16 protein-coding genes are annotated in these 21,194 nt (G+C 61.9%); 5 read left to right on the plus strand and 11 right to left on the minus strand.

What is annotated here, in order from left to right; all coding sequences use genetic code 11:
* Positions 1-3: 3 nt before the first annotated feature.
* The 4 genes from J5274_RS19725 (at position 4) to J5274_RS19740 (ending at position 8,848) form a co-directional block, all read left to right on the plus strand.
* Entirely contained in the window at positions 4-654 is a 651-nt protein-coding gene (locus tag J5274_RS19725) for an urea amidolyase associated protein UAAP2 (RefSeq protein WP_142831363.1), read from the plus strand.
* Between the two features lie 3 nt (positions 655-657).
* On the plus strand, positions 658-4,197 hold the full coding sequence (uca, locus tag J5274_RS19730; protein WP_219275535.1) for an urea carboxylase: 3,540 nt from the start codon (positions 658-660) through the stop codon (positions 4,195-4,197).
* Between the two features lie 459 nt (positions 4,198-4,656).
* Positions 4,657-5,760, plus strand: a complete 1,104-nt coding sequence (locus tag J5274_RS19735; RefSeq protein WP_209188009.1) for an efflux RND transporter periplasmic adaptor subunit — start codon at positions 4,657-4,659, stop codon at positions 5,758-5,760.
* Positions 5,761-5,770: 10 nt separating this feature from the next.
* Positions 5,771-8,848, plus strand: coding sequence for an efflux RND transporter permease subunit (locus tag J5274_RS19740; RefSeq protein WP_142831360.1), 3,078 nt, complete (start codon positions 5,771-5,773; stop codon positions 8,846-8,848).
* 620 nt (positions 8,849-9,468) lie between these two features.
* On the opposite strand, the gene J5274_RS19745 is transcribed toward J5274_RS19740, so the two are convergent.
* Positions 9,469-9,756: a hypothetical protein gene (locus J5274_RS19745; protein ID WP_142831359.1), complete on the minus strand. Its 288-nt coding sequence runs from the start codon at positions 9,754-9,756 to the stop codon at positions 9,469-9,471.
* 45 nt (positions 9,757-9,801) lie between these two features.
* On the opposite strand from J5274_RS19745, the gene J5274_RS19750 reads away from it, so the two are divergent.
* Positions 9,802-10,581, plus strand: coding sequence for a TfuA-like protein (locus J5274_RS19750; RefSeq protein WP_224128731.1), 780 nt, complete (start codon positions 9,802-9,804; stop codon positions 10,579-10,581).
* Between the two features lie 27 nt (positions 10,582-10,608).
* On the opposite strand, the gene atzF is transcribed toward J5274_RS19750, so the two are convergent.
* From atzF to J5274_RS19800, 10 genes are read right to left on the minus strand one after another with little or no spacing between them, the layout of a single operon-like run.
* The gene (atzF, locus tag J5274_RS19755) at positions 10,609-12,417 is read right to left on the minus strand and encodes an allophanate hydrolase (RefSeq protein WP_142831358.1); all 1,809 of its coding nucleotides are present in this window, start codon (positions 12,415-12,417) and stop codon (positions 10,609-10,611) included.
* Positions 12,410-12,766, minus strand: a complete 357-nt coding sequence (locus J5274_RS19760) for a cupin domain-containing protein (RefSeq protein ID WP_219275536.1) — start codon at positions 12,764-12,766, stop codon at positions 12,410-12,412. Before J5274_RS19760 ends, atzF begins: the two co-directional genes overlap by 8 nt.
* Positions 12,759-13,427 carry a cysteine hydrolase family protein gene (locus J5274_RS19765; protein WP_142831356.1) on the minus strand — a complete coding sequence of 223 codons (669 nt, stop codon included), beginning with the start codon at positions 13,425-13,427 and terminating at the stop codon, positions 12,759-12,761. The genes J5274_RS19760 and J5274_RS19765 overlap by 8 nt, the downstream gene beginning before the upstream one ends.
* Positions 13,427-14,980 (minus strand): ABC transporter ATP-binding protein, encoded by a 1,554-nt coding sequence (locus J5274_RS19770; protein WP_142831355.1) that lies wholly within the window; start codon positions 14,978-14,980, stop codon positions 13,427-13,429. Before J5274_RS19770 ends, J5274_RS19765 begins: the two co-directional genes overlap by 1 nt.
* Complete coding sequence (locus J5274_RS19775; RefSeq protein ID WP_219275537.1) at positions 14,977-16,035, minus strand: ring-opening amidohydrolase; 1,059 nt, start codon at positions 16,033-16,035, stop codon at positions 14,977-14,979. Before J5274_RS19775 ends, J5274_RS19770 begins: the two co-directional genes overlap by 4 nt.
* Complete coding sequence (locus J5274_RS19780; protein WP_219275538.1) at positions 16,035-16,736, minus strand: cysteine hydrolase family protein; 702 nt, start codon at positions 16,734-16,736, stop codon at positions 16,035-16,037. Before J5274_RS19780 ends, J5274_RS19775 begins: the two co-directional genes overlap by 1 nt.
* Before the next feature lie 10 nt (positions 16,737-16,746).
* Complete coding sequence (locus J5274_RS19785) at positions 16,747-17,763, minus strand: formamidase (RefSeq protein WP_142831352.1); 1,017 nt, start codon at positions 17,761-17,763, stop codon at positions 16,747-16,749.
* A 10-nt stretch (positions 17,764-17,773) separates the two neighbouring features.
* On the minus strand, positions 17,774-18,700 hold the full coding sequence (locus J5274_RS19790; protein WP_219275539.1) for an ABC transporter permease: 927 nt from the start codon (positions 18,698-18,700) through the stop codon (positions 17,774-17,776).
* Positions 18,700-19,830, minus strand: coding sequence for an ABC transporter permease (locus tag J5274_RS19795; protein ID WP_143123300.1), 1,131 nt, complete (start codon positions 19,828-19,830; stop codon positions 18,700-18,702). The genes J5274_RS19790 and J5274_RS19795 overlap by 1 nt, the downstream gene beginning before the upstream one ends.
* A gap of 23 nt (positions 19,831-19,853) precedes the next feature.
* A complete protein-coding gene (locus J5274_RS19800; RefSeq protein ID WP_219275540.1) occupies positions 19,854-20,984 on the minus strand; it encodes a BMP family ABC transporter substrate-binding protein in 1,131 nt (376 codons plus the stop codon).
* Positions 20,985-21,194 lie beyond the last annotated feature (210 nt).

Genomic DNA, 21,194 nt, shown 5'->3' on the forward strand with positions numbered 1-21,194 from the left:
ACCATGACAGACTTTATCCAGACCTCCATCGCCCGCACGATCGACAACGCCGTCGCCGATCATCGCATCCCCGCCGAGGCACCCTGGTCGGGCATCGTGCGCAAGGGACAGACAATTCGCATCGAGGACAGCTACGGGCAGCAGGCCATCGACACCCTGTTCTATCGTGCCGATGATTTTTCTGAGCGCTATTCCAACCAGGATACGATGCGCACCCAGGGTGCCGCCTATGTCAGCGTCGGAACCCGGATCGTTTCCAGCGAAGGCAACGTGATGCTGACGATGACGGCTGACAGCTGTGGTCGTCACGATACGTCCGCCGGTGCGTGTTCCTGCGAAAGCAATACGGTCCGCTTCGGTCACGGCACCAAATACCTCCACGCCTGCCGCGACAACTTCATTCTGGAGGTGACGAAGCATGGCATGGACAAGCGCGACATCGTCCCGAACATCAACTTCTTCATGAACGTGCCGATATCGCCCGATGGCAAGATGACCATCGTCGACGGCATTTCGGCGCCAGGGGATTATGTCGAGCTAGTGGCCGAGATGGACGTCCTTTGCGTCATCTCAAACTGCCCTCAGGTCAACAATCCCTGCAACGGCTTCGACCCGACGCCCATCCGTGTCCTCGTCTGGGATCCCGAGGTCTGACGCATGTTCAAGAAAGTCCTGATCGCCAACAGGGGCGAAATCGCCGTCCGGATCATCCGGACACTCAAGCAAATGGGAATAGCATCCGTCGCCGTTTATTCCGATGCGGACAGGTTCTCCCTGGCCGCGCGTGTCGCCGACGAAGCCGTCAGGCTCGGGCCGGCCGTGGCCACGGACAGCTACCTCAACATCGACGCCGTCATTGCGGCCTGCAGGCAGACCGGTGCTGAGGCTGTCCACCCGGGCTACGGCTTTCTTTCGGAGAATATCGGCTTTGCCGAGCGCTTGGCAGCAGAAGGCATCGCGTTTATCGGGCCGAGGCCGGAGCACCTGTCGGCTTTTGGCCTGAAACACACGGCAAGAGCGCTGGCGCAGGCAAGCGGGGTCCCGCTGCTGCCCGGCAGCGGATTGCTGGAAAGCCTGCAAGAGGCATGCGCCAAGGCAGCCGAGATCGGCTATCCCGTCATGCTGAAAAGCACGGCGGGTGGCGGCGGTATCGGCATGCAGCTCTGCCACGACGAGGCCGCACTGAAGGCAGCCTTCGAAGGGGTGCGTCGTACCGCCAATGCCAGCTTTGGCGATGCCCGCGTCTATATCGAACGCTTCGTTGCCAACGCTCGACATATCGAGGTGCAGATCTTCGGCGACGGCAAGGGGAACGTCGTCGCTCTCGGAGAGCGCGATTGCTCTTTGCAGCGGCGAAACCAGAAGGTCGTCGAGGAGACCCCTGCCCCCGGCATTTCCGCAGATGTCCGCGCGCGCCTCCACAAGGCCGCTGTCGACCTCGGTGCTTCCATTTCCTATTCTTCCGCCGGCACCGTGGAGTTCATCTACGATCCACGCCGCCAGGAATTCTATTTTCTCGAGGTGAACACCCGCCTGCAGGTGGAACATCCCGTGACCGAAGCCGTCTTCGGCATCGACCTCGTCGAATGGATGATCCGGCAGGCAGCCGGCGAAGATGTTCTGTCAAAGGCGATGGATCTGCGCCCGAAGGGGGCGGCCATCGAGGTGCGGATCTACGCCGAAATGCCGCATGCGGATTTCCGCCCGAGCGCCGGCCTTTTGACCGAGGTGGCATTCCCCGCCAATGCGCGCGTTGACAGCTGGATCGAGACCGGAACGGACGTCACCCCCTTCTACGACCCAATGCTGGCAAAACTCATCATTGCCGCCGATGACAGGGAGACGGCCATCGAAAAGCTCAAGGCCGCGCTTTCGGAAACCGCGATTTGGGGCATCGAGACCAATCTCGACTATCTGCGAAAAATCGCCGCCTCCGAATTGCTGGCCAGCGGCAATGTCGCGACAACCGCATTGCGTGACTTCGCCTTCATCCCCGATATCATCGAGGTGCTGGTGCCCGGCGCCCAGTCCAGTATTCAAGAATTGCCGGGCCGCCTTGGCCTCTGGCATGTCGGGGTGCCGCCGAGCGGACCGATGGACGAGCGCTCGTTCCGGCATGCAAACCGGCTTGTCGGCAACCATGACGACACGGCCGCGCTGGAGTTGACGGTCTCGGGACCGACATTGCGCTTTTTTACGCAGACGTCGATAGCCCTGGCCGGTGCAGAAATGGCCATGAGCTGCGACGGCACGCCCTTGCCGCATGGTGAGCGGGTCGTCATTCCTGCAGGCGCCGTCCTGACCGTCGGCAACATCAGCGGCCCCGGTCAGCGCGCCTACCTGGCCGTCGCCGGAGGCTTTGCGGCGCCCACAGTGCTTGGCTCGCGCGCAACCTTCACGCTCGGCCAGTTCGGTGGCAATGCGACCGGCGCGCTGAAGACCGGGCATGTCCTGCATCTCGCCCGCCATGAAAAGACGCAGGCGCCCAAGCGTGCGGAGGCGCCGGCGGAGCTGACGAACGCCTGGAATGTCGGGGTGGTCTACGGCCCGCACGGGGCGCCGGATTTCTTCCAGCCGGGCGATATCGACGCGCTCTTTTCCCTGCCCTACGAGGTGCATTTCAACAGCGCCAGAACGGGGGTCCGGCTCCTCGGCCCCACGCCAAAATGGGCACGGACCGATGGCGGACAGGCAGGGTTGCATCCCTCCAACCTGCATGACAACGCCTATGCTATCGGCGCCATAGACTTTACCGGCGACATGCCGATCATCCTTGGTCCGGATGGACCGAGCCTCGGCGGCTTCGTATGCCCCGCCGTGATCGCGCGCGACGAACAATGGAAGATGGGCCAGTTCAAGCCGGGCGACACCATCCGTTTCCATCCGGTGGTGCGTCCTGACGATCCCCTGACCGCACCGGCCGCGCTGGCCGGCGCGACCGAAAGGGGATCGGCCATCGTCGGTACGTTCGACAAAGCGCCGGTGACGGTCGTCTATCGCCGGCAGGGGGACGACAATCTCCTTGTCGAATACGGGCCCATGGAGCTGGACATCGCGCTTCGCCTGCGCGTCCATCTGTTGATGAACGCCGTCAGGGACGCGCGCCTTCCCGGCCTGATCGATCTCACGCCGGGCATTCGATCCCTGCAGATCCATTATGACGGCTCGACGCTGACGCGTCGACGATTGCTGGGCCTGCTGGCGAATCTCGAAGCCGGGCTTCTTCCGGCCGAACAGGTCACGGTTCCAAGCCGGATCGTCCATCTGCCACTTTCGTGGAATGACCCGGACGCCGAGCTGGCGATGCGCAAATATCAGGAGCTCGTGCGGCCGGATGCGCCCTGGTGCCCCTCCAACATCGAGTTCATTCGCCGGATAAATGGGCTGGCGGACGAGCAGGCGGTCAAGGACATCGTCTTCGATGCCAGCTATCTCGTACTGGGGCTGGGCGATGTCTATCTCGGCGCGCCGGTGGCAACGCCGGTCGATCCAAGGCACCGCCTCGTGACCACAAAGTACAATCCGGCGCGCACCTGGACGCCGGAAAATGCCGTCGGCATCGGCGGCGCCTACATGTGCATCTACGGCATGGAGGGGCCGGGCGGCTACCAGCTCTTCGGCCGCACGATACAGGTCTGGAATACCTGGCGGCAGACGCCTGTCTTTGACACGGGCAAGCCATGGCTTCTGAACTTCTTCGACCAGATCCGCTTCTTCCCCGTCAGCCACGAGGAACTGGCCGAGGCGAGAGCCGCCTTCCCTCACGGCGGCTACCCGATCCGCATTGAGGAGACCGAATTCTCCTATGCCGACTACGCGCTCGAACTGAGCAAGAACGCCCAGTCCATCGAAGCATTCAAGCACCGGCAGCAGGCGGCATTCGAGACCGAGAGGCAGCGCTGGAAAGCCGAAGGTCTCGACAGCTTCGTGACAGACGATGGCGGCAGAGAGAGCTTGGATGGAGATGTGCCCGAGGGCTGCTTCGGCGTTGCCAGCAGTGTACCCGGCAATATCTGGAAACTGCTGGTAGAGCCCGGTTCCCATGTGTCGGCGGGCGATACCGTTGCTGTCATCGAGTCGATGAAGATGGAGATCAACGTCACGTCCCACGTGGCTGGGCGGGTGCGTGAACTCCGGGCGGCTCCGGGGCGTACGGTGAAGGCCGGAGACCTCCTGATTGTGCTGGAGGAGCCCTGACCAAGGCTGCCTGCACCGGGGACGGGGACCGCCGAGACCGAGACGTCGCGGCAGTCTGATGCTGGTGTCCCCCCAAGGTTGATCGACTGAGTGTGCGCCGGCATGCGAGGGCGCGCGCGCCATCGGTCGTAAAAAGAGGTGCAAGAACGCAATGCCACGCCCTTGAAGCTTGGTGAGCACTGCCTCATATGAGGATCAACCCATGGTCCGGGCCCCTCTGGCAGTCGCTTCCGGCGCGTCTGTGATGTCGGACCCTCCCGACAGACGATGCCGGACTAGGACCGAGGGACATGTCTCTTTTCCCACCGCACCCTGCAGGCCGGTCTCATGACGGACCGATGGTCTCTGCCGACTATCCGCCGTCCCAAACCGGCATCGGCTGGAAAACATCCGTTCGACCGATCGAGACGTAAGGCTGGACGGGGTCTCCTGGCGCGACAGAGATTGGTGGGGCATGTCATGAACAAGTTTGCAGCAGCAGCATTGGGGGTTGTCGCCGTCGCCGCAGTCGGTGTGGCGGCGATAAACTGGCGGTGGATTGATGCACCACCCGGTCTGGCTTTTATCCAACGATCCGAAAACAAACCCGTTGCCCGCGCGGCAGGGCCTGTAGCCGTGGAAGTGGCGAAGGCCAAACAGGTCCTGTCGACCAGCGACATCAACGCGATTGGCACGCTGCAATCCGACGAGTCCGTCCAGCTTGCCCCCGAAATTGCAGGGCGCATCGTCGAAATCAAATTCGAGGAAGGCAGGCCGGTCAAGGCTGGCGAGGTCCTCGTCCGGCTTGACGATACACTGGCCAGAGCAGCCGAAGAGGAAATGAGGGTTCGCCTCGACCTTGCGACAACCAGCTACGATCGTGCGAAACGTCTCGCCGGAACGGGAAGCGGCACCGGCCGCGAACTCGACGTCGCGCTTGCCGAGCGGAGCACGGCCGAGGCGTTGTTGAATTCCCAGCGCGCCCAGCTTGCCAAGCTCGATATCCTGGCACCCTTTACCGGAACGGTCGGCCTTCGCCGCATCTCGACCGGCAGCTATGTCGGTGCCGGTACGACGCTGGTCAATCTCGAAAAGATCGACGTGCTCAAGGTCGACTTCAAAATCCCTGAGGCAAACCTGCAGAAGGTCCGCGTCGGACAGAATATCGAGGTTGTCGTCGATGCCATCCCCGGCCGGCAATTCACGGGCACGATCTATGCGATCGATCCGATGCTCGACGTCAACGGGCGGGCGATCAGTATCCGGGCCACGCTTCCGAACGCCGATCTTGTGTTGCGGCCGGGCCTTTTTGCCCGCGTCGTCGTCAAGGGTCTAAAGGAGCGCCAGGTTGTCACCGTGCCGGAGGCTGCGATCGTGGCGCGCGGCCAGGAGCGGTTTGTTTGGACCGTGGTCGACGGCAAGGCCCAGGAAACCAAGGTGAGCCTTGGAGCGCGCAAGGCCGGCATGGCCGAACTCGAAGGAATCTCCGGCGACATGACGGTGGTGACCGCCGGACACAATCGCCTGCGAAACGGATCTGTCGTCGATATCGTTGAAAGCGCGGCAGCCGAGCCGGCGATATGAGGAGAGGCTGATGGGTTTTTCGGAACTGTGCATCCGCCGGCCGGTGTTTGCGACCGTCCTCAGCCTGCTGATGCTGCTGGTCGGTATCGTCTCCTATGACCGACTGGCGGTGCGCGAGTATCCCAGTATCGACGAGCCCGTGGTTTCCGTCGTCACGACCTATCCGGGTGCTTCCGCCAGCATCATTGAAAGCCAGGTCACCCAGATTCTCGAAGGATCGATCGCCGGCATTGAAGGCATCGACGTGCTGGAATCGACCAGCCGCTCGGAATCGAGCCGCATCACCGTCCGCTTCCGCCTGGAGATCCAGCCGGACGTCGCCGCAAGCGATGTGCGCGACCGGGTAAGCCGGGTGCGTCAGCGTCTGCCGGACGAAATCACCGAGCCGGTTATTTCCAAGGTCGAGGCCGATGCCCAGCCGGTGGTCTTCGTTGTCTTTCGCAACGACCGGATGAGCCCCCTCGAACTCACCGATTATGTCGATCGCAATGTCGTTGACCGCTTCAAGAATGTGACCGGCGTTGCCGACGTGCAGATATACGGCGAGCGGCGATACGCCATGCGGATCTGGATCGATCGCCAGAGGCTTGCTGCCCTGAACCTCACGGTGCAGGAAATCGAGGATTCGCTGCGGGCTCAGAACGTCGAGATCCCCGCCGGCCGACTGGAGAGCAACGACCGCGAGTTTACGGTCCTTTCCAAGTCGGCGATCGGCACGGTCAGCGAGTTCGAAAACATCATCGTCAAGCGTGGCAATGGCGTGCTGGTGCGCCTGAGCGAGGTTGCCCGGGTTGAGCTCGGCGCTGCCGACGAGCGTCGCGCCGGTCGCTTCAACGGCGAAAACGCCATCGTGGTCGGCATTATCAAGCAGGCGGTCGCCAATCCGCTCGATGTCTCCGCCGGCATCAATGCCATCCTACCAGACATCAACGCCAATCTGCCGGAAGGCATGACGGGTGCTGTCGGCAACGACAATTCGGTATTCATCGACAGGGCGCTGGGGGCCGTCTACGCGACAATCGTCGAGGCCATCGTCCTCGTGCTGATCGTCATCGTCGTCTTTCTGCGCTCGTGGCGGGCCTCCATCATTCCGATCGTTACCATCCCGATTTCGCTGATCGCCACCTTCGCGATCATGTATGCGCTCGGTTTCAGCGTGAACACCCTGACCTTGCTCGCCATCGTTCTCGCCATCGGTCTGGTGGTCGATGATGCCATCGTCGTGCTCGAGAACATTTTCCGCCATATCGAGGACGGCATGGCGCCGATACCGGCGGCCATCAAGGGAACGCGGGAAATCGGCTTTGCGGTGATCGCCATGACGCTGACGCTCGCCGCCGTCTATGCGCCCGTGGCCTTTGCCACCGGCAGAACGGGCAAGCTGTTTCTCGAATTCTCGCTGACGCTTGCAAGCGCGGTGATCGTGTCGGGCTTCGTCGCCCTGACGCTGACGCCGATGATGTGCTCCAGGCTCCTGAAACACGAGAAGGAACCGGGGCGAATATCGGCGTTCATCGAGCGGGGGCTGAGCGGCCTTGAGAACGGCTATCGTCGCCTGCTGGCGACCTCGCTCGGCATGCGCCGCCTTGTCGCGCTGGCGGCTGTCGTCGTCGCCGCCTGCAGCGCCTTCCTCTATGTCGGCTTGCCGCAGGAGCTGGCACCCGTTGAGGACCGCGGCATCATCCGCGTGGTCGGCACGGCGCCGGAGGGCTCGACGCTTGCCTATACCGAACGCTATTCCAAGCAGGTGGAAGCCCTTCTCAAGCCGATCTCTGAAGTCGGCAGCGTCCAGACGATCAACGGCATGCCCGAGGTGAACCGCTTCCAGGTTATCGGCCGCCTCAGCGATTGGGATGCCCGCGACCGTCGCCAGCAAGAGCTGGTGGCAGAGTTGCTCCCGGCCCTGCGCCGCATCGCCGGCGTCACTGCTTTTGCCAGCAATCCCCCCTCGCTCGGCACCTCCAACAATGCCCGCCCGATCGAATTCGTGTTGCAGAGTTCAGGCACCTATGAGGAGCTCGACCAGGTGACCCGTCGTTTCATGGAGCGAATCTCTGAATTTCCCGGTCTCACCAACATCGATAGCGACCTGAAGCTCAACAAGCCGGAAATGACCATTAATATCGATCGCGAAAAGGCGTCCGACCTAGGTATCGACATATCTGTGATCGGCAGGACCCTCGAGACGTTGCTCGGCGGCAGGCAGGTTACCCGTTTCGAAAATGACGGTGAGCAGTACGATGTCTATGTCCAGCTGGCAGCGGAGGACCGCACTGCACCATCGACCCTCTCGACGATCTTCCTGAAGTCGCCGACCGACCAGATGGTGCAATTGTCGAACCTCGTGGGCGTCAAGGAAACCGTCGCGCCGCAGGAGCTGAAGCGTTTCAACCAGCTGCGGTCGGTGACGGTGTCGGCAAACCTTGCCGCTGGCGTATCCACCGGCGAAGCGCTTTTCTTCATGGAGACGGCAGCCAGGGAGGTCCTGCCGGACACAGTACAGACCGACGTATCCGGCCCAAGCCGCGAATTCCGCGCTTCCGGCCAGAGCCTGCTCGTGGTGTTCGTCCTCGCGCTCGGCTTCATCTACCTAGTGCTTGCCGCACAGTTCGAAAGCTTCCGCGATCCGCTGATCATCATGGTGACGGTACCGCTGTCGATGACCGGCGCGCTGGCCGCGCTTTCGCTCGGCGGCGGCTCGTTGAACGTTTATTCGCAGATCGGACTTGTCACGCTGGTCGGCCTCATCACCAAGCACGGCATTCTCATCGTCGAATTTGCAAACCAGCGGCAGGAGGCAGGGCACGACCGGCTTTCGGCAGTGATCGATGCCGCTGTCATGCGCCTGCGGCCGATCCTGATGACGACAGGTGCCATGGTGCTGGGTGCCGTGCCGCTCGCCATCGCCCAGGGCGCCGGTGCCGAAAGTCGCCACCAAATCGGCTATGTCATCGTCGGCGGCATGACGCTGGGCACGTTGCTGACGCTTTTCGTCGTACCGATGGTGTATACGTTTGCGGGTCGCAGGATGTCTCACCAGGAAGTCACGCCGCTCAAAGCAGAGGTTAGTGCTGCGACACTCACATAGCCGCCTTGGTGGCTCGTGCATTGCCATTAAGGTGACGGCAGTCGCTTTCAGGGCCGTCTGTCACACTTGCGCAATGAGCAAGGAAAACAGCGCTGCCGTGCAAAAAGGAGAATCATCGGTTCGAATTCGTTTGCTACCACTTGTCGACATCGGTTTAGCGACAATGGACCCGGTGTGCGTCCCATTGATGGGACGGTATTATCCATGAATTGGCTTGAGCCTTGGGGAACCGCTAGAGGAAATCGAAGACGGCACGGCTTCTTTTTGGCAAGGCTGGGAGGTGGAGTTCCACAAGGAGCCGGTACCGGCCCCTGAGCTATATGGTCTGAGAGTGAGGCTCATCGCCCGCCGCTATGACTGCGACGATGCTCTTATTCAGCTGTCTGAGGAAGCATGGCAAAAGTTCATCTCACGTGGACGCAAGCGGAGGAAGGTGATGCACGATGGCCTGAGACTGCCGTTTACGCATCCCTGGATAGGTGGGCGTCAATCGGACTGCGCGATGATCATGCCGAATGGACCGGCGACTTTACCGAATGAACAGGGTCAATCGCTGCAATTGGCGCAAACCAGTCGTATCAATTGAACACCGACTTGAGGTCGGCCTAGAGCTGCTGGCGCTAGAGAAGACGGAAGAGGGAAACGACGCCGTCTAAAAGCGTCGAGCCACAAAACGGCGCGAACAGCGCCATTACGAGATTGAAGGCAATGGCCATGAGGAGGATACGCTCCTGCTTCGGCGTGAGCTGCTTGTATTTTCTTTCGGGCGGAGGCTCTCGTCTCGGCTGATAGGCATTGAGGTCGCGAAACATCTGCTCATCCTTTAGATCGGGGAAGAACGAAGATAGGGCGGAAGGAATGATGTCCAGGCACTGTTGTAAATCTACGCCATCTGTCATGGGTTGCAAGCGGTGCTTCGATGCCAAAAGAGCGCAGGCGCCACGCCGTCGGCAATGCACAGTGCAGTGGCAAAAGGCGAGATCGAGATGCGGGTGATTTTTGCGGGCCCCACGGTCCACGGTGCAGATCTGCGAACGGACGGTGCTTACGAGCTTCGGCCACCTGCCGGCCAAGGCGATGTCCACAGGGCTGTGGAAGACGGCGCCACGGTGATCGGGCTGATCGACGGTGTCTATGATGCCGTCCCCGCAGTATGGCATAAAGAAATCCTGTATGGCCTGTCTCAGGGCGTTCACATGTTCGGTGCCGCAAGCATCGGCGCGCTGAGGGCGGCCGAGTGTGCGCCATTCGGCATGGTCGGCATCGGCAAAATCTACGAGGGATATGCCAGCGGCCTGCTGGAGGAGGATGCTGACGTGGCGCAATCGCACGCGCCGGCCGATCTCGGTTACCTGCCGCTCAGTGTCCCACTCGTCAATGCCAGGGCGACACTTGCGCAGTGCCGGCATCTGGCCCTCGTCACGCTCGAGGAGGAAGCCCGCCTGCAAAGGACTGCCGAGGAGACCTTCTTCAAAAACAGGACCTATCGGCAGCTGGTGCGGGACGCCATTTCGGATGTCGAAAGAGCGTCAACGGTCTTGGCGCATTTGCGTGCCAATGCCGTCAATCCCAAGCTTCAGGATGCCCTGCGCCTCATCGACAGGGTGATCGGGACGCCGGATCGTCGTTTCTCCCCGCAGTTCGACTGGAGGTTTCACGCCACCTCCTTCTGGGAAACCCAGTTTTGCGGTGACGTGAAATCGATGCCACCCGTCAAGCCTGCCGGAGATTAGGCAAGCAGCCGGAAGGACGGCAATTTTTCAAGTCGTCGTCGATCTGTTGACGAAAGCCCGCCATCCGCCGAAGGAGGATATATCCTCTGCGCCTTCGAGACCCACCGACTCGGCCAGAAAGCCCTTCGCCTGGCTGCCGTCGCTGAGCATGATGGTTCCGATGCCGAGCGGTGGAGGAATGGCGGCGACGAACTTTCCGAAGCCGGCTGCCGAAAGCCGCCAGACCTCGACTTCGATCTTCGTGCCGGTGTTTTCAGCGCATCGGATGAGGCCGGGCTTGGCCGGCGTCTGATTGGCAAGGCTGAAAAGCTTGTAGTCGGCGGCGGTCGTAGTCGTGCGGACAAAACGGGCTTCGAGATCGCGGAGCTGGATGTTGAGCGGCATGCCGGAAAGGTGCGCGCCGACAACCACGACGTCGATCTGGCCAGGTTCTTCAATCTGCGGGAGCTCGGGTTGGGGCGGCTGCGCCCAGCCGGTGGCACCGAGGGTCACCCCGCTTCGTGCATGGATATCGGCCGCCAGCGCTGCGGTCAGGCCATCCCGGCCTGCAGGCGCAAGCAGTGTGACGCTTGCCGGCAGTCCGTCGCTCCGGGTGCCTGTGGGCACCGCGATGCCGCACATGTCGAGCAGATTGACGAAGTTGGTGTAGGTTCCTAGCCGGCTGTTCTCGCGGATCGGCTCGGCTTCAAGCTCAGCGCGGGTGTAGTGTCGCGGCGCTGTCGGGACACAGAAAAGATCGACCGATGCGATCAGCGGTGCGACCGATCTCTTCAGAGCCTGCAATGCGTAGAGCCCGTTGAAGGCATCCGCCGCCGACAGCGATTTGGCGCCACCGTAGATCTTGGCAGTCACGGGGTGGAAACTCTCCGGGCGGGCATCGAAGAAATCCTTCACGGCAGCATAGCGTTCCGCCACCCAGGCACCCTCGTAGAGAAGATCGGCCGTCTTGTAGAAGTCTGCAAACGGCACTTGGACAAGCTTGTGCCCGAGCGTTGACAGCATCGAAAGCGCATCCTCATAGGATGCCTCCATTGCCGCATCGCCGAAGAATTTTCTGTCTTCCGGTGCAAGCACACCGATGGTGAGCACCGGCGGCAGTGGGCCGTATCCTGTTACCTGGATCGCTCGCGAATAGGCGTCCGCTGCATCGTATCTGGCGGCGACCGAGAATACCTTGAAGGCGTCGTCAGCCGTCAGGGCGAAGATCGAAACACAGTCGAGCGTACGGCAGGCCGGCAGTACGCCCGATGTCGAAAGCGCACCGACACTCGGCTTTAGGCCGACGATGTTGTTGAGGCCGGCGGGGATGCGGCCGGAACCAGCGGTATCGGTCCCGAGTGCAAAGCTAACGATGCCGTGTGACGTAACAACGGCCGAACCGGAGCTCGATCCGCCCGGCACGAGTGTCGGATCGATGGCATTACGGGGCACTGGAAAGGGTGTGCGGACGCCGACGAGGCCGGTGGCGAACTGGTCGAGATTGGTCTTGCCGATAACCAGTGCGCCGGCCTCCTTTAACAGGCGAACGACGGTTGCGTCTACATCCGGGTGGAAGGCAAAATCCGGGCAGGCCGCCGTGGTCGGCATGCCGGCGACATCGATGTTGTCCTTGACGGCGAAGGGGATGCCCCAGAGCGGCTTTGCCACCGGGTCGAATGGCCCGAGGGTTGCCGCCTGCGCCAGCAGCGCATTACGGTCCGCCAGATGCAGGAAAATGCCGGGGTCGTCGACATCGGCAATGCGGGCAAAAACCGTGTCGACCATCTCGGCGACGGTCCAGCCGCCAGCGTAGGCCCGGTGCAGGGAGGCGATGTCGAATGTTTGTCCGTCAATCATTGTTACTCTCTTCCAAAATCATTACCGGCCGGTCCCACTGGATGAGAACGACACACCCTGTTTTTGTCCAGACGGCGTGCTCGGACCCTATCCTGTTGATCACCACGGTGCCCGGACCATAGTCTCCGGCCTCGTCCGACTGGACGCCATCGAGCACGAGGATGGTTTCGAGCCCCATATGCCGATGGCGGGGCACGGCGGCGCCGGGTTCGTATTTCAGCAGGGCGACGCCCGGCTGGTCGTCTTCGAAATTCTGGAGCCAGTGTAGGGTGACGCCGGGCCGGAAAGGGCCGAATTCGAGGCTTTTCCAGCCGCCCGATGTCAGGTTTTCGCGCGTCGTCTCAGGCATCGGCCAGTCCCTCCAGAATATCGTCGAGATGCGCGGTCCAGCCGACGATCGCCCCTTGCGCGCGGATCATGGCAATGGCAGCGCGCTTGAAGTCCTCGAAATAGCTTTCCGTCGCTTCTTCGCAGAGAAGACATTCGTAGCCGCGATCGTTTGCCTCGCGCATCGTCGTCTGGACGCAAACCTCTGTCGTTACGCCGGCAAACACCAGCTGCTCGATGCCCCTGCTCTTCAGGATGTCGCCGAGGGGCGTGGCGTAAAAAGCGCCTTTGCCGGGCTTTTCGATCACCACCTCACCGCCCACCGGCGCGACCGCCTCGAGGATCGCAGTGCCGGGTTCGCCCGATATAAGAACCCGTCCCATCGGTCCTTCGTCGCCGATACGCAGTGCCGGATTACCGCGATTGCGCTTGGCAGCCGGCAGATCGGAGAGATCAGGCCGATGACATTCCATGGTGTGAACGACAGGCAGCCCGGCCGCGCGGAAGCCCGCGATCAGCCTTGCGACATCGGGGACGATGCGGGTGATGCGGCCGACATCGTTGCCAAGGCTCTCGCCGAAGCCGCCGGGCTCTGCAAAATCACGCTGCATGTCGATGACGACGAGCGCAATCCTGTCTCGTTTGAGTGGAAAGGCGAATGGCTGTGCTTTGATCCCGGCCATCACTGGTGTCCCGCCATATGCGCGCCGATGACGCCGACATCCGCGTTGCGGATCGGTGTTTCGTAGACGAGCTTGCCGTCTGACATCACCATGATGCGGTCCGACATCTCCAGGAGTTCGTCGAGATCCTCGGACAGCAGCAACACGGCGGTGCCAGCGTTGCGCGCCCTCATGATCCGTGCCCGGATTTCGGCGACAGCCGAGAAGTCGAGGCCAAAGCAGGGATTGGAGACGATCAGCAGATCGACCTCGCCCGTCAGTTCGCGGGCGAGCACCGCGCGCTGGATATTTCCACCGGAGAGCGAGGCGATCGGCGAGGAAGCAGAGGCGGTTTTCACCTTGAAATCGGCGATCAGCGCCTCAGCGCGCCGGCGCATCGATGTCTTGTCGAGCCAAGAGACCTTGCGCCCGGTCTTCTGCTTGACGTCGAACGTGCGGAACGCGAGGTTTTCCGTCACTGTCATTCTGGGCGCGCAGGCATTCGTCAGCGGTTCCTCGGGAATGAAGCGGACATTGTTGGCGCGCGTTTCCTTCCGCGTGGCACCGTATGGCCTCCCCTTGACTGTAATCGTGCCGGCCTCGAGCGGTCTTTGTCCGGCGAGCACTTCGGCCAGTTCCTTCTGTCCGTTCCCTGAGATGCCAGCGATGCCGACAATCTCGCCGGCGCGAACGTCGAGATTTTCGATATCGATGCTCTTCAACCCGGAGCGATCCCGTGCCCGGATGCCGCTGACGGCCAGAACCGGGTCTGCCGTATTGGCGACCGGCAATCGCGAGTCGAGTTCAGCCAGCTTGACGTCGCCGATCATCATCGCAGCCATTTCCTGTGTGGTAAGATCTGCCACCTTGCCGCCGCCTGCCATCTTGCCGCGCCTGAGGACGGTGACGGAATCGGCAAACTTGGTTACCTCGTGAAATTTGTGGCTGATCATCAGCACGGTGAGTTCGCCGCGCTCCGTCATGCCGCGCACGACGGCGAGCATCTCATCGGCTTCTGCCGGTGTCAGCACCGATGTCGGTTCATCGAGCACCAGGAAGGACCGGCCGAGATAGAGTTGCTTGACGATTTCCAGCTTCTGCTTCTCGCCGGCGGCCAGTTCCTGAACCGGACGGTCGAGGGGGATCTTGAAAGGCATTGTCTCCATGAACTTTGCCAGATCCCGGTTCTCCCTGGCCCAATTGATCACGGCCGGCACGTGGGCGCGGCTGATCACCAGATTTTCCGCCCCCGTCAGCGATGGCACCAGCGTGAAGTGCTGGTAGACCATGCCGAGCCCGTAGCTTGCCGCATCCTTGGGCGAGCCAATGGCGACCTCCCTGTCCCCGACGGACAGCGAGCCGGATGTCTGGTGGTAAAAGCCCATGATGCATTTCACGAGTGTCGATTTGCCGGCGCCGTTTTCGCCGAGCAGCGCGTGAAAGGAGCCGGCAGGAACGTCGATGGAGACGTGGTCGAGCGCGGTAAAGCTGCCGAAGCGCATGGTCATGTCGTGCGTCTGGATGCCGACGGCCTTGCCACGAGCCGGAAGTGGTGTGTCGCGGATCTGGATCATGTCAGTTCCTGCCTTTCAACGATGACGGCAACGGGTCCGCCGCCGGGAGGCCCCTGGTGTTCAGCGCCGCCGGAGACATAGAGGTCCGTCGCCCCGAACAGGCCGGCAAGGACGCCGCCGACGAAGGCGCGGGCATGCCGGGTGGAGGAGATATCGCTGTCGTCAAGCATGGTATGCCGGCGACCGCGGACAGAACCGGAAGGGTCCGCTTCGGCCTTGGCGAGTACCGCCACGAGAGTGGCGTCGCCGAGGCGGTCGCGTGCTTCCTTTACACCGGCTGTGTCGATCGCATCGCCCATGATGGCGTGGTCGATGGCGAGCGGGCCGGACCAGCGGGGACTCATGCCGAGCACGATGATCTCGTGGTCCTCAAGTTCGACGCCGGCGGATGTGGAGGCACGGCCGGAGAAGAGGTCGAGCCGGGTGCAGACATCACTGTCCGAAATCGTGCCCGGATCCAGTTCGCCGAGGGCCACCGCCACACCCAGCGCCGATGCGCCACGGGAATAGGCCATGGATTTCAATGCGTCGCGGGTGACTGTCGTGCCGCCGGCGTGCTCGACTTCGAGGACCCGTCGCTGGGTCAGAAGGGGGCACTTGATCTGCACGAAATGCACGTCTTCCAACGTGTCGATCCCGGCATCGGTAATCGCCGCGCGTACCGCCTCTGCCACGCTCAGCACCTGTTGCCTGCGGCCGAGATGCTGCCACGGCAATCCAGACGTGCGGGCAACGCCGATTGCAAGTGCGCCGGTTCCCTCATCCGCCACCTGCTGCCGACCAAAAACTGTCCAGTGCGGCGACAGCGCGCCTTCGGTGCCGCCGGACATCACGATCGAGGCGCCGGATATGCCGTGCTTTGCAAACAGCGTTTCGAAGCTCGTCGTGGCGAAGGCGCGCGTGAAATCGTTGACGCAGCCATTGCCCTCGGTCTTGCCGAGAATGGCAACGAGATCGCCAGGTGGCAGGGCAGCATCGAACAAGGCCTCGACGCCGGCAATATCATTGGGGCCATCTGCTGCGATGCGAGCGACGAAGGCGCGGCGGGAGGACATCAGCCGATCCCCTCGATGATCGCCTGCGATGTCGAGACGGCGCCGAAGACGCCGCCCTGCATCTTGATCATCTTGATGGCGGCGAGGTGGTTGGTGTAGTCGGTGGCGCCGCAGCAATCCTCCAGCATGACGCATTCGAACCCGCGGTCGTTCGCCTCGCGCATCGTCGTGTGGACGCAGACGTCCGTCGTAATACCGGTAAGGATGATGTTCTCGATGCGCTTCTGGTGAAGAATGAGCTCAAGGTCGGTCGCGCAGAACGAGCCCTTGCCGGGCTTGTCGATGATCGTCTCGCCGGCGATGGGGTAGAGTTCATCGATGATATCCCAGCCGGGCTCGCCCCGTACCAGGATGCGGCCGCAGGGGCCCACATCGCCGATGCCAGCGCCGATGCGCTGCGAACGCCAGCGCTTATTGGCCGGCAGGTCTGCAAGGTCAGGCCGGTGGCCTTCGCGGGTATGGATGATGTGATAGCCGTTCGCGCGCATGGCTGTCAGCACCGCCTTGATCGGGGCGATCGGCGCTCGCACCAGCGAGAGGTCATAGCCCATATGATCGACATAGCCGCCGGCGCCGCAGAAGTCGGTCTGCATGTCGATGATGATAAGCGCCGTATTATCGGGGCGCAGCGCGCCGTTATAGGGCCAGGGATAGGGATCGGACGTGATGAAGCGTCCCTTGGTTTCCGTCTGCAAATCCATATCAGGCCTCCTATTCGCCGGCTATCTTGCGTGTTTCGCGATAGGACCTCGTCGGCTTCTCAAAGCCGCAAGTCGTTCCATCCTTGACCTTGATCTCATCCTCCCAAGGCAGCTTGTACTGCCCTGCCATCAGATCGTGCATGTAGGTGTAGGGCGCATCGCCGGCGCCGCTGGCAACGGCCACATAGCCGCGATGGCCGAACTGGTAGATGTTGTTTTCAACGCCCCAGCCGCGCCGTGCCTCGCGGACGAGATCAGGCCGCACCTCGGCGGTGATGATCTCGTTGACGCGGCCGGATGTTCCGTGGGCGATGATCGAACCGTCGAAATTGCAGATCATCCCCTCCCCCATGGAATCGAAGCTGCCGTCGGAGCCGGACATGCAGACACTGACTGTCACCATCAGGTTGCAGAAGGCATTCGACTGGTTGGTAAAGCGCCAGCTTTCGCGGATCGGGGCGGTGTAGCCGGCCGTGCGGATCATGATCTCGGCGCCCTTGTAGGCGCATTCGCGAGACATTTCCGGGAACATGCCGTCATGGCAGATGATCAGTGCCAGCTTTGCGCCCTTGGGGCCGTCGATGACCGGAATGCCGAGATCGCCGGGTTCCCACGGCTCGACCGGCACCCACGGATGCATCTTGCGATAATAGAGTTTGAGTTCACCCTGGTCGTCGATGATGATGCCGGAGTTGTAGGGCATGCCACCGGGATTGAATTCCATGAGCGAGAAGCATCCCCAGATATGGTTGTCGCGACAGGCCTGCTTGAATGCGGCCACTTCCGGACCGTCCATCCGGCACATGATGTCCGGGTTGATGTCCATCGACAGTCCGTGCAGCGCATATTCCGGGAAGACGACGAGATCCATGCCGGACTGGTTGCGCCGCGCTTTGCCGACGAGGTCGACGATTACCTGCGTCTGGCGGGCCAGGTCGTCCTTCGTCACCGTCACCGGCAACTGGAGCTGAACCAGGCCGATGCCGACGCCGTTTTCCGAGATGTTCAGTCCTCCGAGACCGTTCATGGCGTGTCCTTTACTTGGTTATCGATAGCGAGGCGGGCGCGCCTGAGAGCGACCGGGTGGGCGAGGATGTGGCGATCAGGATGACGAGCGTCAGTACATACGGCGCCGCATAAAACAGGTAGTAGCCCTGCGTCACGCCGACAGATTGCAGCGAAGGACCGAGCGCACCGGCGCCGCCGAACAGCAATGCGGCGAGAAAGCAGCCGATCGGGTTCCAGCGCGCAAAGATCACCAGTGCGACCGCCATCAGCCCCTGTCCCGATGAAATGCCCTCGTTCCAGGAGCCGGGATAAAACAGCGACAGATAGGCGCCGCCGATGGCTGCAAGCGACCCTCCGGCGGCAGTTGCCAGCAGGCGGACGGTATCGGGGTTAAGACCCATGGCGCGGGCGGCATCCGAGCTATCGCCGACCACCCGCTGGATCAGGCCGAGGCGTGTGTTGCGGAAGCCCCACCACAGCACCACCGCCAAAAGCGCGCCGATGACGAACAGCACGTTGATGTTCAGCGCCGCCTGGATCTGCGGCAGGCGCGACCAGCCGCCGAGCGGGATCGATGGCAGGTGCGGTGCCGCAGGCTTGATGAAAGACTTGCCAAGGAAGAAGGCAAGGCCCAGGCCGAACTGCATCATCGCGATGCCGATCGCGATATCGTTGATCTTGGGGAATTTGCAGATGAAGCCGTGCACGAGGCCGAAGACTGCCCCGGTCGCCATCGCCGCGAGCACGCCGAGCCAGGGCGAACCGCTCATGACGGCAACAGCGTAGGCGGTCATTGCGCCGAACACCAGCGTCCCCTCGAGGCCCAGATTGATCCGGCCGGAGCGCTCGGTGATCGATTCGCCGAGGCTGACGAAGATGAATGGCGTCGAGACACGGATCGCGCCAGCGAAAATGGCCAGCGGTACGCCCCAAAGACCGATTGCGGTGTCGTCCATCAGGCGCTCCTCTTCCAGAGGTCGGGGTTGAAGATCTTGAAGCGGCCGTAAAAGGTCTCGCAGAACAGGATGAAGAGAAAGAGCGTGCCTTGCAGCACAAGTACGGTCGCGTCCGGCAGGCCCATGCGTCGCTGGATCAACCCGCCCGACGCATCGATGCCGCCGAGAAGGATGGCGACGGGTATGATTGCCAGCGGATTGTGGCGCGCGAGAAATGCGACAAGGATGCCAGTATAGCCATAGCCGGAGGCGAGCGACGCATTGGCCGTGCCCTGCACCGCCGAGACCTGCACCATGCCGGCCAGACCGGCAAAGCTTCCAGCCAGGGCCGTAAAGCCGACCATCAGGCGGCCCACGGGCAATCCTTGGACTTGCGCCGCGCGGACATTGCCGCCGGCGATGCGGGCGGCAAAGCCGATGCTGGTGGCCTCGATCAGAACGAAGCAAAGGATGCATGCGATGACGCCGATGGCAAGACCCCAGTTGACGTCCATGCCAGGGATATGACCAAGCATGAAATTTGCCGGCAGAGGCGCGGTCGAGGGCTTGTTGAGGCTGGCGGGGTCCCGGAGCGGTCCCTCGATAAGGTGGTTCATCAAGGCAATGGCGATATAGGCAAGCAGGAGACTGGAAATTGTCTCGTTGACACCCCTGTAGTGACGCAGAAATCCGGCAAAGCCGATCCAGATGGCGCCGGTCAGCATGCCGGCAAGCGCCATCAGAGGAACGACAACGACCGGCGACAGGGTTGCGGTGAGCGGCAGGGCGATCGCAGCCGCCGCAACGCCACCAAGAACAACCGCGCCCTCGCCGCCAATAATGACCAGCCCCAGCCGCGCCGGCAGCGCCACGCAGAGCGCGGTCAACAGGAGCGGTGCTCCCCGGCTGAGCGCATTCTGCATTGAAAACCAGCTGCCGAAGCCACCGGCATACATCAACTGGAAAAGGACGGCCGGCGATTTGCCGACCGCCAGAATGAACAGGGAGAAGAGAGCCAGGCCCGCAAAAACCGCTCCGAACGAAATCGCAACCGGCTCGGCGCGACGCGCCAACCACCCCAGTGCCGGCCTGAATGACGCGGCTCGCGCTGCCGGCGACGATATCGTGGACGTTTCGATCTCGGCGGCCATGACCTGCCCTCCCCTCTTCACGCTCAAGCCGTCGAGCCGACGACGCCCTCGACAAGGTAGCCCATGCTTTCGAGCTCAATGGCGTCCTCGGCAAGAGACTGCCCTGCGGTCACGACGACATTGCCCTTGTTGTCCTTCAGCGGCCCCTTGAATACCGAGAAGCCACCGGCCTTCATCGATGCCAGCGTTGCTTCGAACTTAGTGCGGGATTCTGCCGACACGCCGGGTCCAAGAGGGCTCATCTTGACGAAACCATCCTTCAGGCCGCCGCGCACGAAGTTTCCAAGCGGCTTGCCGGCCTGGGCTTCCGTGACGAAGTTGGTGTAGACATTCCCCCAGGCCCACTCGGCGCCGGTCAGATATTTTTCGGGCGAAAGCGGGCTCTGGTTGGCGTGGTATCCACAGACAAACGCGCCTCTCCCGGCGGCCGTCTCGACCACGACTTTGGGGCTGTCCACGTGGCAGGTGATGACGTCGGCGCCCTGGTCGATCAGAGCATTGGTGGCCTCGGCCTCCTTGACGGCAAGCGACCATTCTCCGGTGAAGATGACCTGGCAGGTGATGGCTGGATCAACCGAGCGGGCGCCGAGCAGGAAGGAATTGATGTTCTGCAACACCTGCGGGATCGGCTTTGCAGCGACGAATCCGATTTTCTTGCTCTTCGACGCGTAGGCTGCCGTGATGCCGTTCAGGTACTGCCCCTGGCCGATATAGCCGAAGTACGACCCGGTGTTCATCGGGTTCTTGTCCTTCTGCCAGAGACCGCCGCAGTGGCGGAATTGAATGTTTGGATACTTTGCTGCAACTGCCAGCATATGGGGGTCGAAATAGCCGAAAGAGGTCGGGAAGATCAGCGTTGCGCCATCGAGATTGATCATCGATTCCATTGTTTTCTGGACGTCGACGGTTTCCGGTACATTCTCCTCCTCGACGACAGTGACGCCGGGCATTGCCTTGACGACAGCAGCGCCTTCCGCGTGCGCCTGATTGTAGCCGTAGTCGTCCTTGGGGCCGACATAGATGAAGCCCACAGTCAGCGCGGTTTGCGCCGCGGCACCGGTCGCGAAAAGGGAAGACGAGAGGCCGAGGGCCGCGCCGGCCCCCGCGGTCGTCTGGAGAAATGTACGGCGGTTCATTGGCAGGAGTTTGGTCATGGTGATCTCCTCGCGGCATTGCCGGGTCAACAGGTTACGAAAGTCTTGAAGCAACTGCCATGCCACTTTGAAAGTATCATGATATCAATGCTTTATGAGATGCCGACATGGGATAAGCACAAACTGTATGCACTTTTTCTGAGCTGATGAATATATTATCGGCTTTTCGGATTTCTGCGAGCTCCCGAATGGGTCGATCGCCAAACTCTA

The sequence above is a fragment of the Rhizobium sp. L51/94 genome, assembly GCF_019355555.1.
Taxonomy (GTDB): Bacteria; Pseudomonadota; Alphaproteobacteria; order Rhizobiales; family Rhizobiaceae; genus Rhizobium; species Rhizobium rhododendri.

Excerpts from the sequence above, each read along its gene's own strand:
- J5274_RS19725 (WP_142831363.1), top strand. The coding sequence starts at position 4 with ATGACAGACTTTATCCAGACCTCCATCGCCCGCACGATCGACAACGCC.
- uca (WP_219275535.1), top strand. The coding sequence starts at position 658 with ATGTTCAAGAAAGTCCTGATCGCCAACAGGGGCGAAATCGCCGTCCGG.
- J5274_RS19735 (WP_209188009.1), top strand. The coding sequence starts at position 4,657 with ATGAACAAGTTTGCAGCAGCAGCATTGGGGGTTGTCGCCGTCGCCGCA.
- J5274_RS19740 (WP_142831360.1), top strand. The coding sequence starts at position 5,771 with ATGGGTTTTTCGGAACTGTGCATCCGCCGGCCGGTGTTTGCGACCGTC.
- J5274_RS19750 (WP_224128731.1), top strand. The coding sequence starts at position 9,802 with ATGCACAGTGCAGTGGCAAAAGGCGAGATCGAGATGCGGGTGATTTTT.
- atzF (WP_142831358.1), bottom strand. The coding sequence starts at position 12,417 with ATGATTGACGGACAAACATTCGACATCGCCTCCCTGCACCGGGCCTAC.
- J5274_RS19760 (WP_219275536.1), bottom strand. The coding sequence starts at position 12,766 with ATGCCTGAGACGACGCGCGAAAACCTGACATCGGGCGGCTGGAAAAGC.
- J5274_RS19765 (WP_142831356.1), bottom strand. The coding sequence starts at position 13,427 with ATGGCCGGGATCAAAGCACAGCCATTCGCCTTTCCACTCAAACGAGAC.
- J5274_RS19770 (WP_142831355.1), bottom strand. The coding sequence starts at position 14,980 with ATGATCCAGATCCGCGACACACCACTTCCGGCTCGTGGCAAGGCCGTC.
- J5274_RS19775 (WP_219275537.1), bottom strand. The coding sequence starts at position 16,035 with ATGTCCTCCCGCCGCGCCTTCGTCGCTCGCATCGCAGCAGATGGCCCC.
- J5274_RS19780 (WP_219275538.1), bottom strand. The coding sequence starts at position 16,736 with ATGGATTTGCAGACGGAAACCAAGGGACGCTTCATCACGTCCGATCCC.
- J5274_RS19785 (WP_142831352.1), bottom strand. The coding sequence starts at position 17,763 with ATGAACGGTCTCGGAGGACTGAACATCTCGGAAAACGGCGTCGGCATC.
- J5274_RS19790 (WP_219275539.1), bottom strand. The coding sequence starts at position 18,700 with ATGGACGACACCGCAATCGGTCTTTGGGGCGTACCGCTGGCCATTTTC.
- J5274_RS19795 (WP_143123300.1), bottom strand. The coding sequence starts at position 19,830 with ATGGCCGCCGAGATCGAAACGTCCACGATATCGTCGCCGGCAGCGCGA.
- J5274_RS19800 (WP_219275540.1), bottom strand. The coding sequence starts at position 20,984 with ATGACCAAACTCCTGCCAATGAACCGCCGTACATTTCTCCAGACGACC.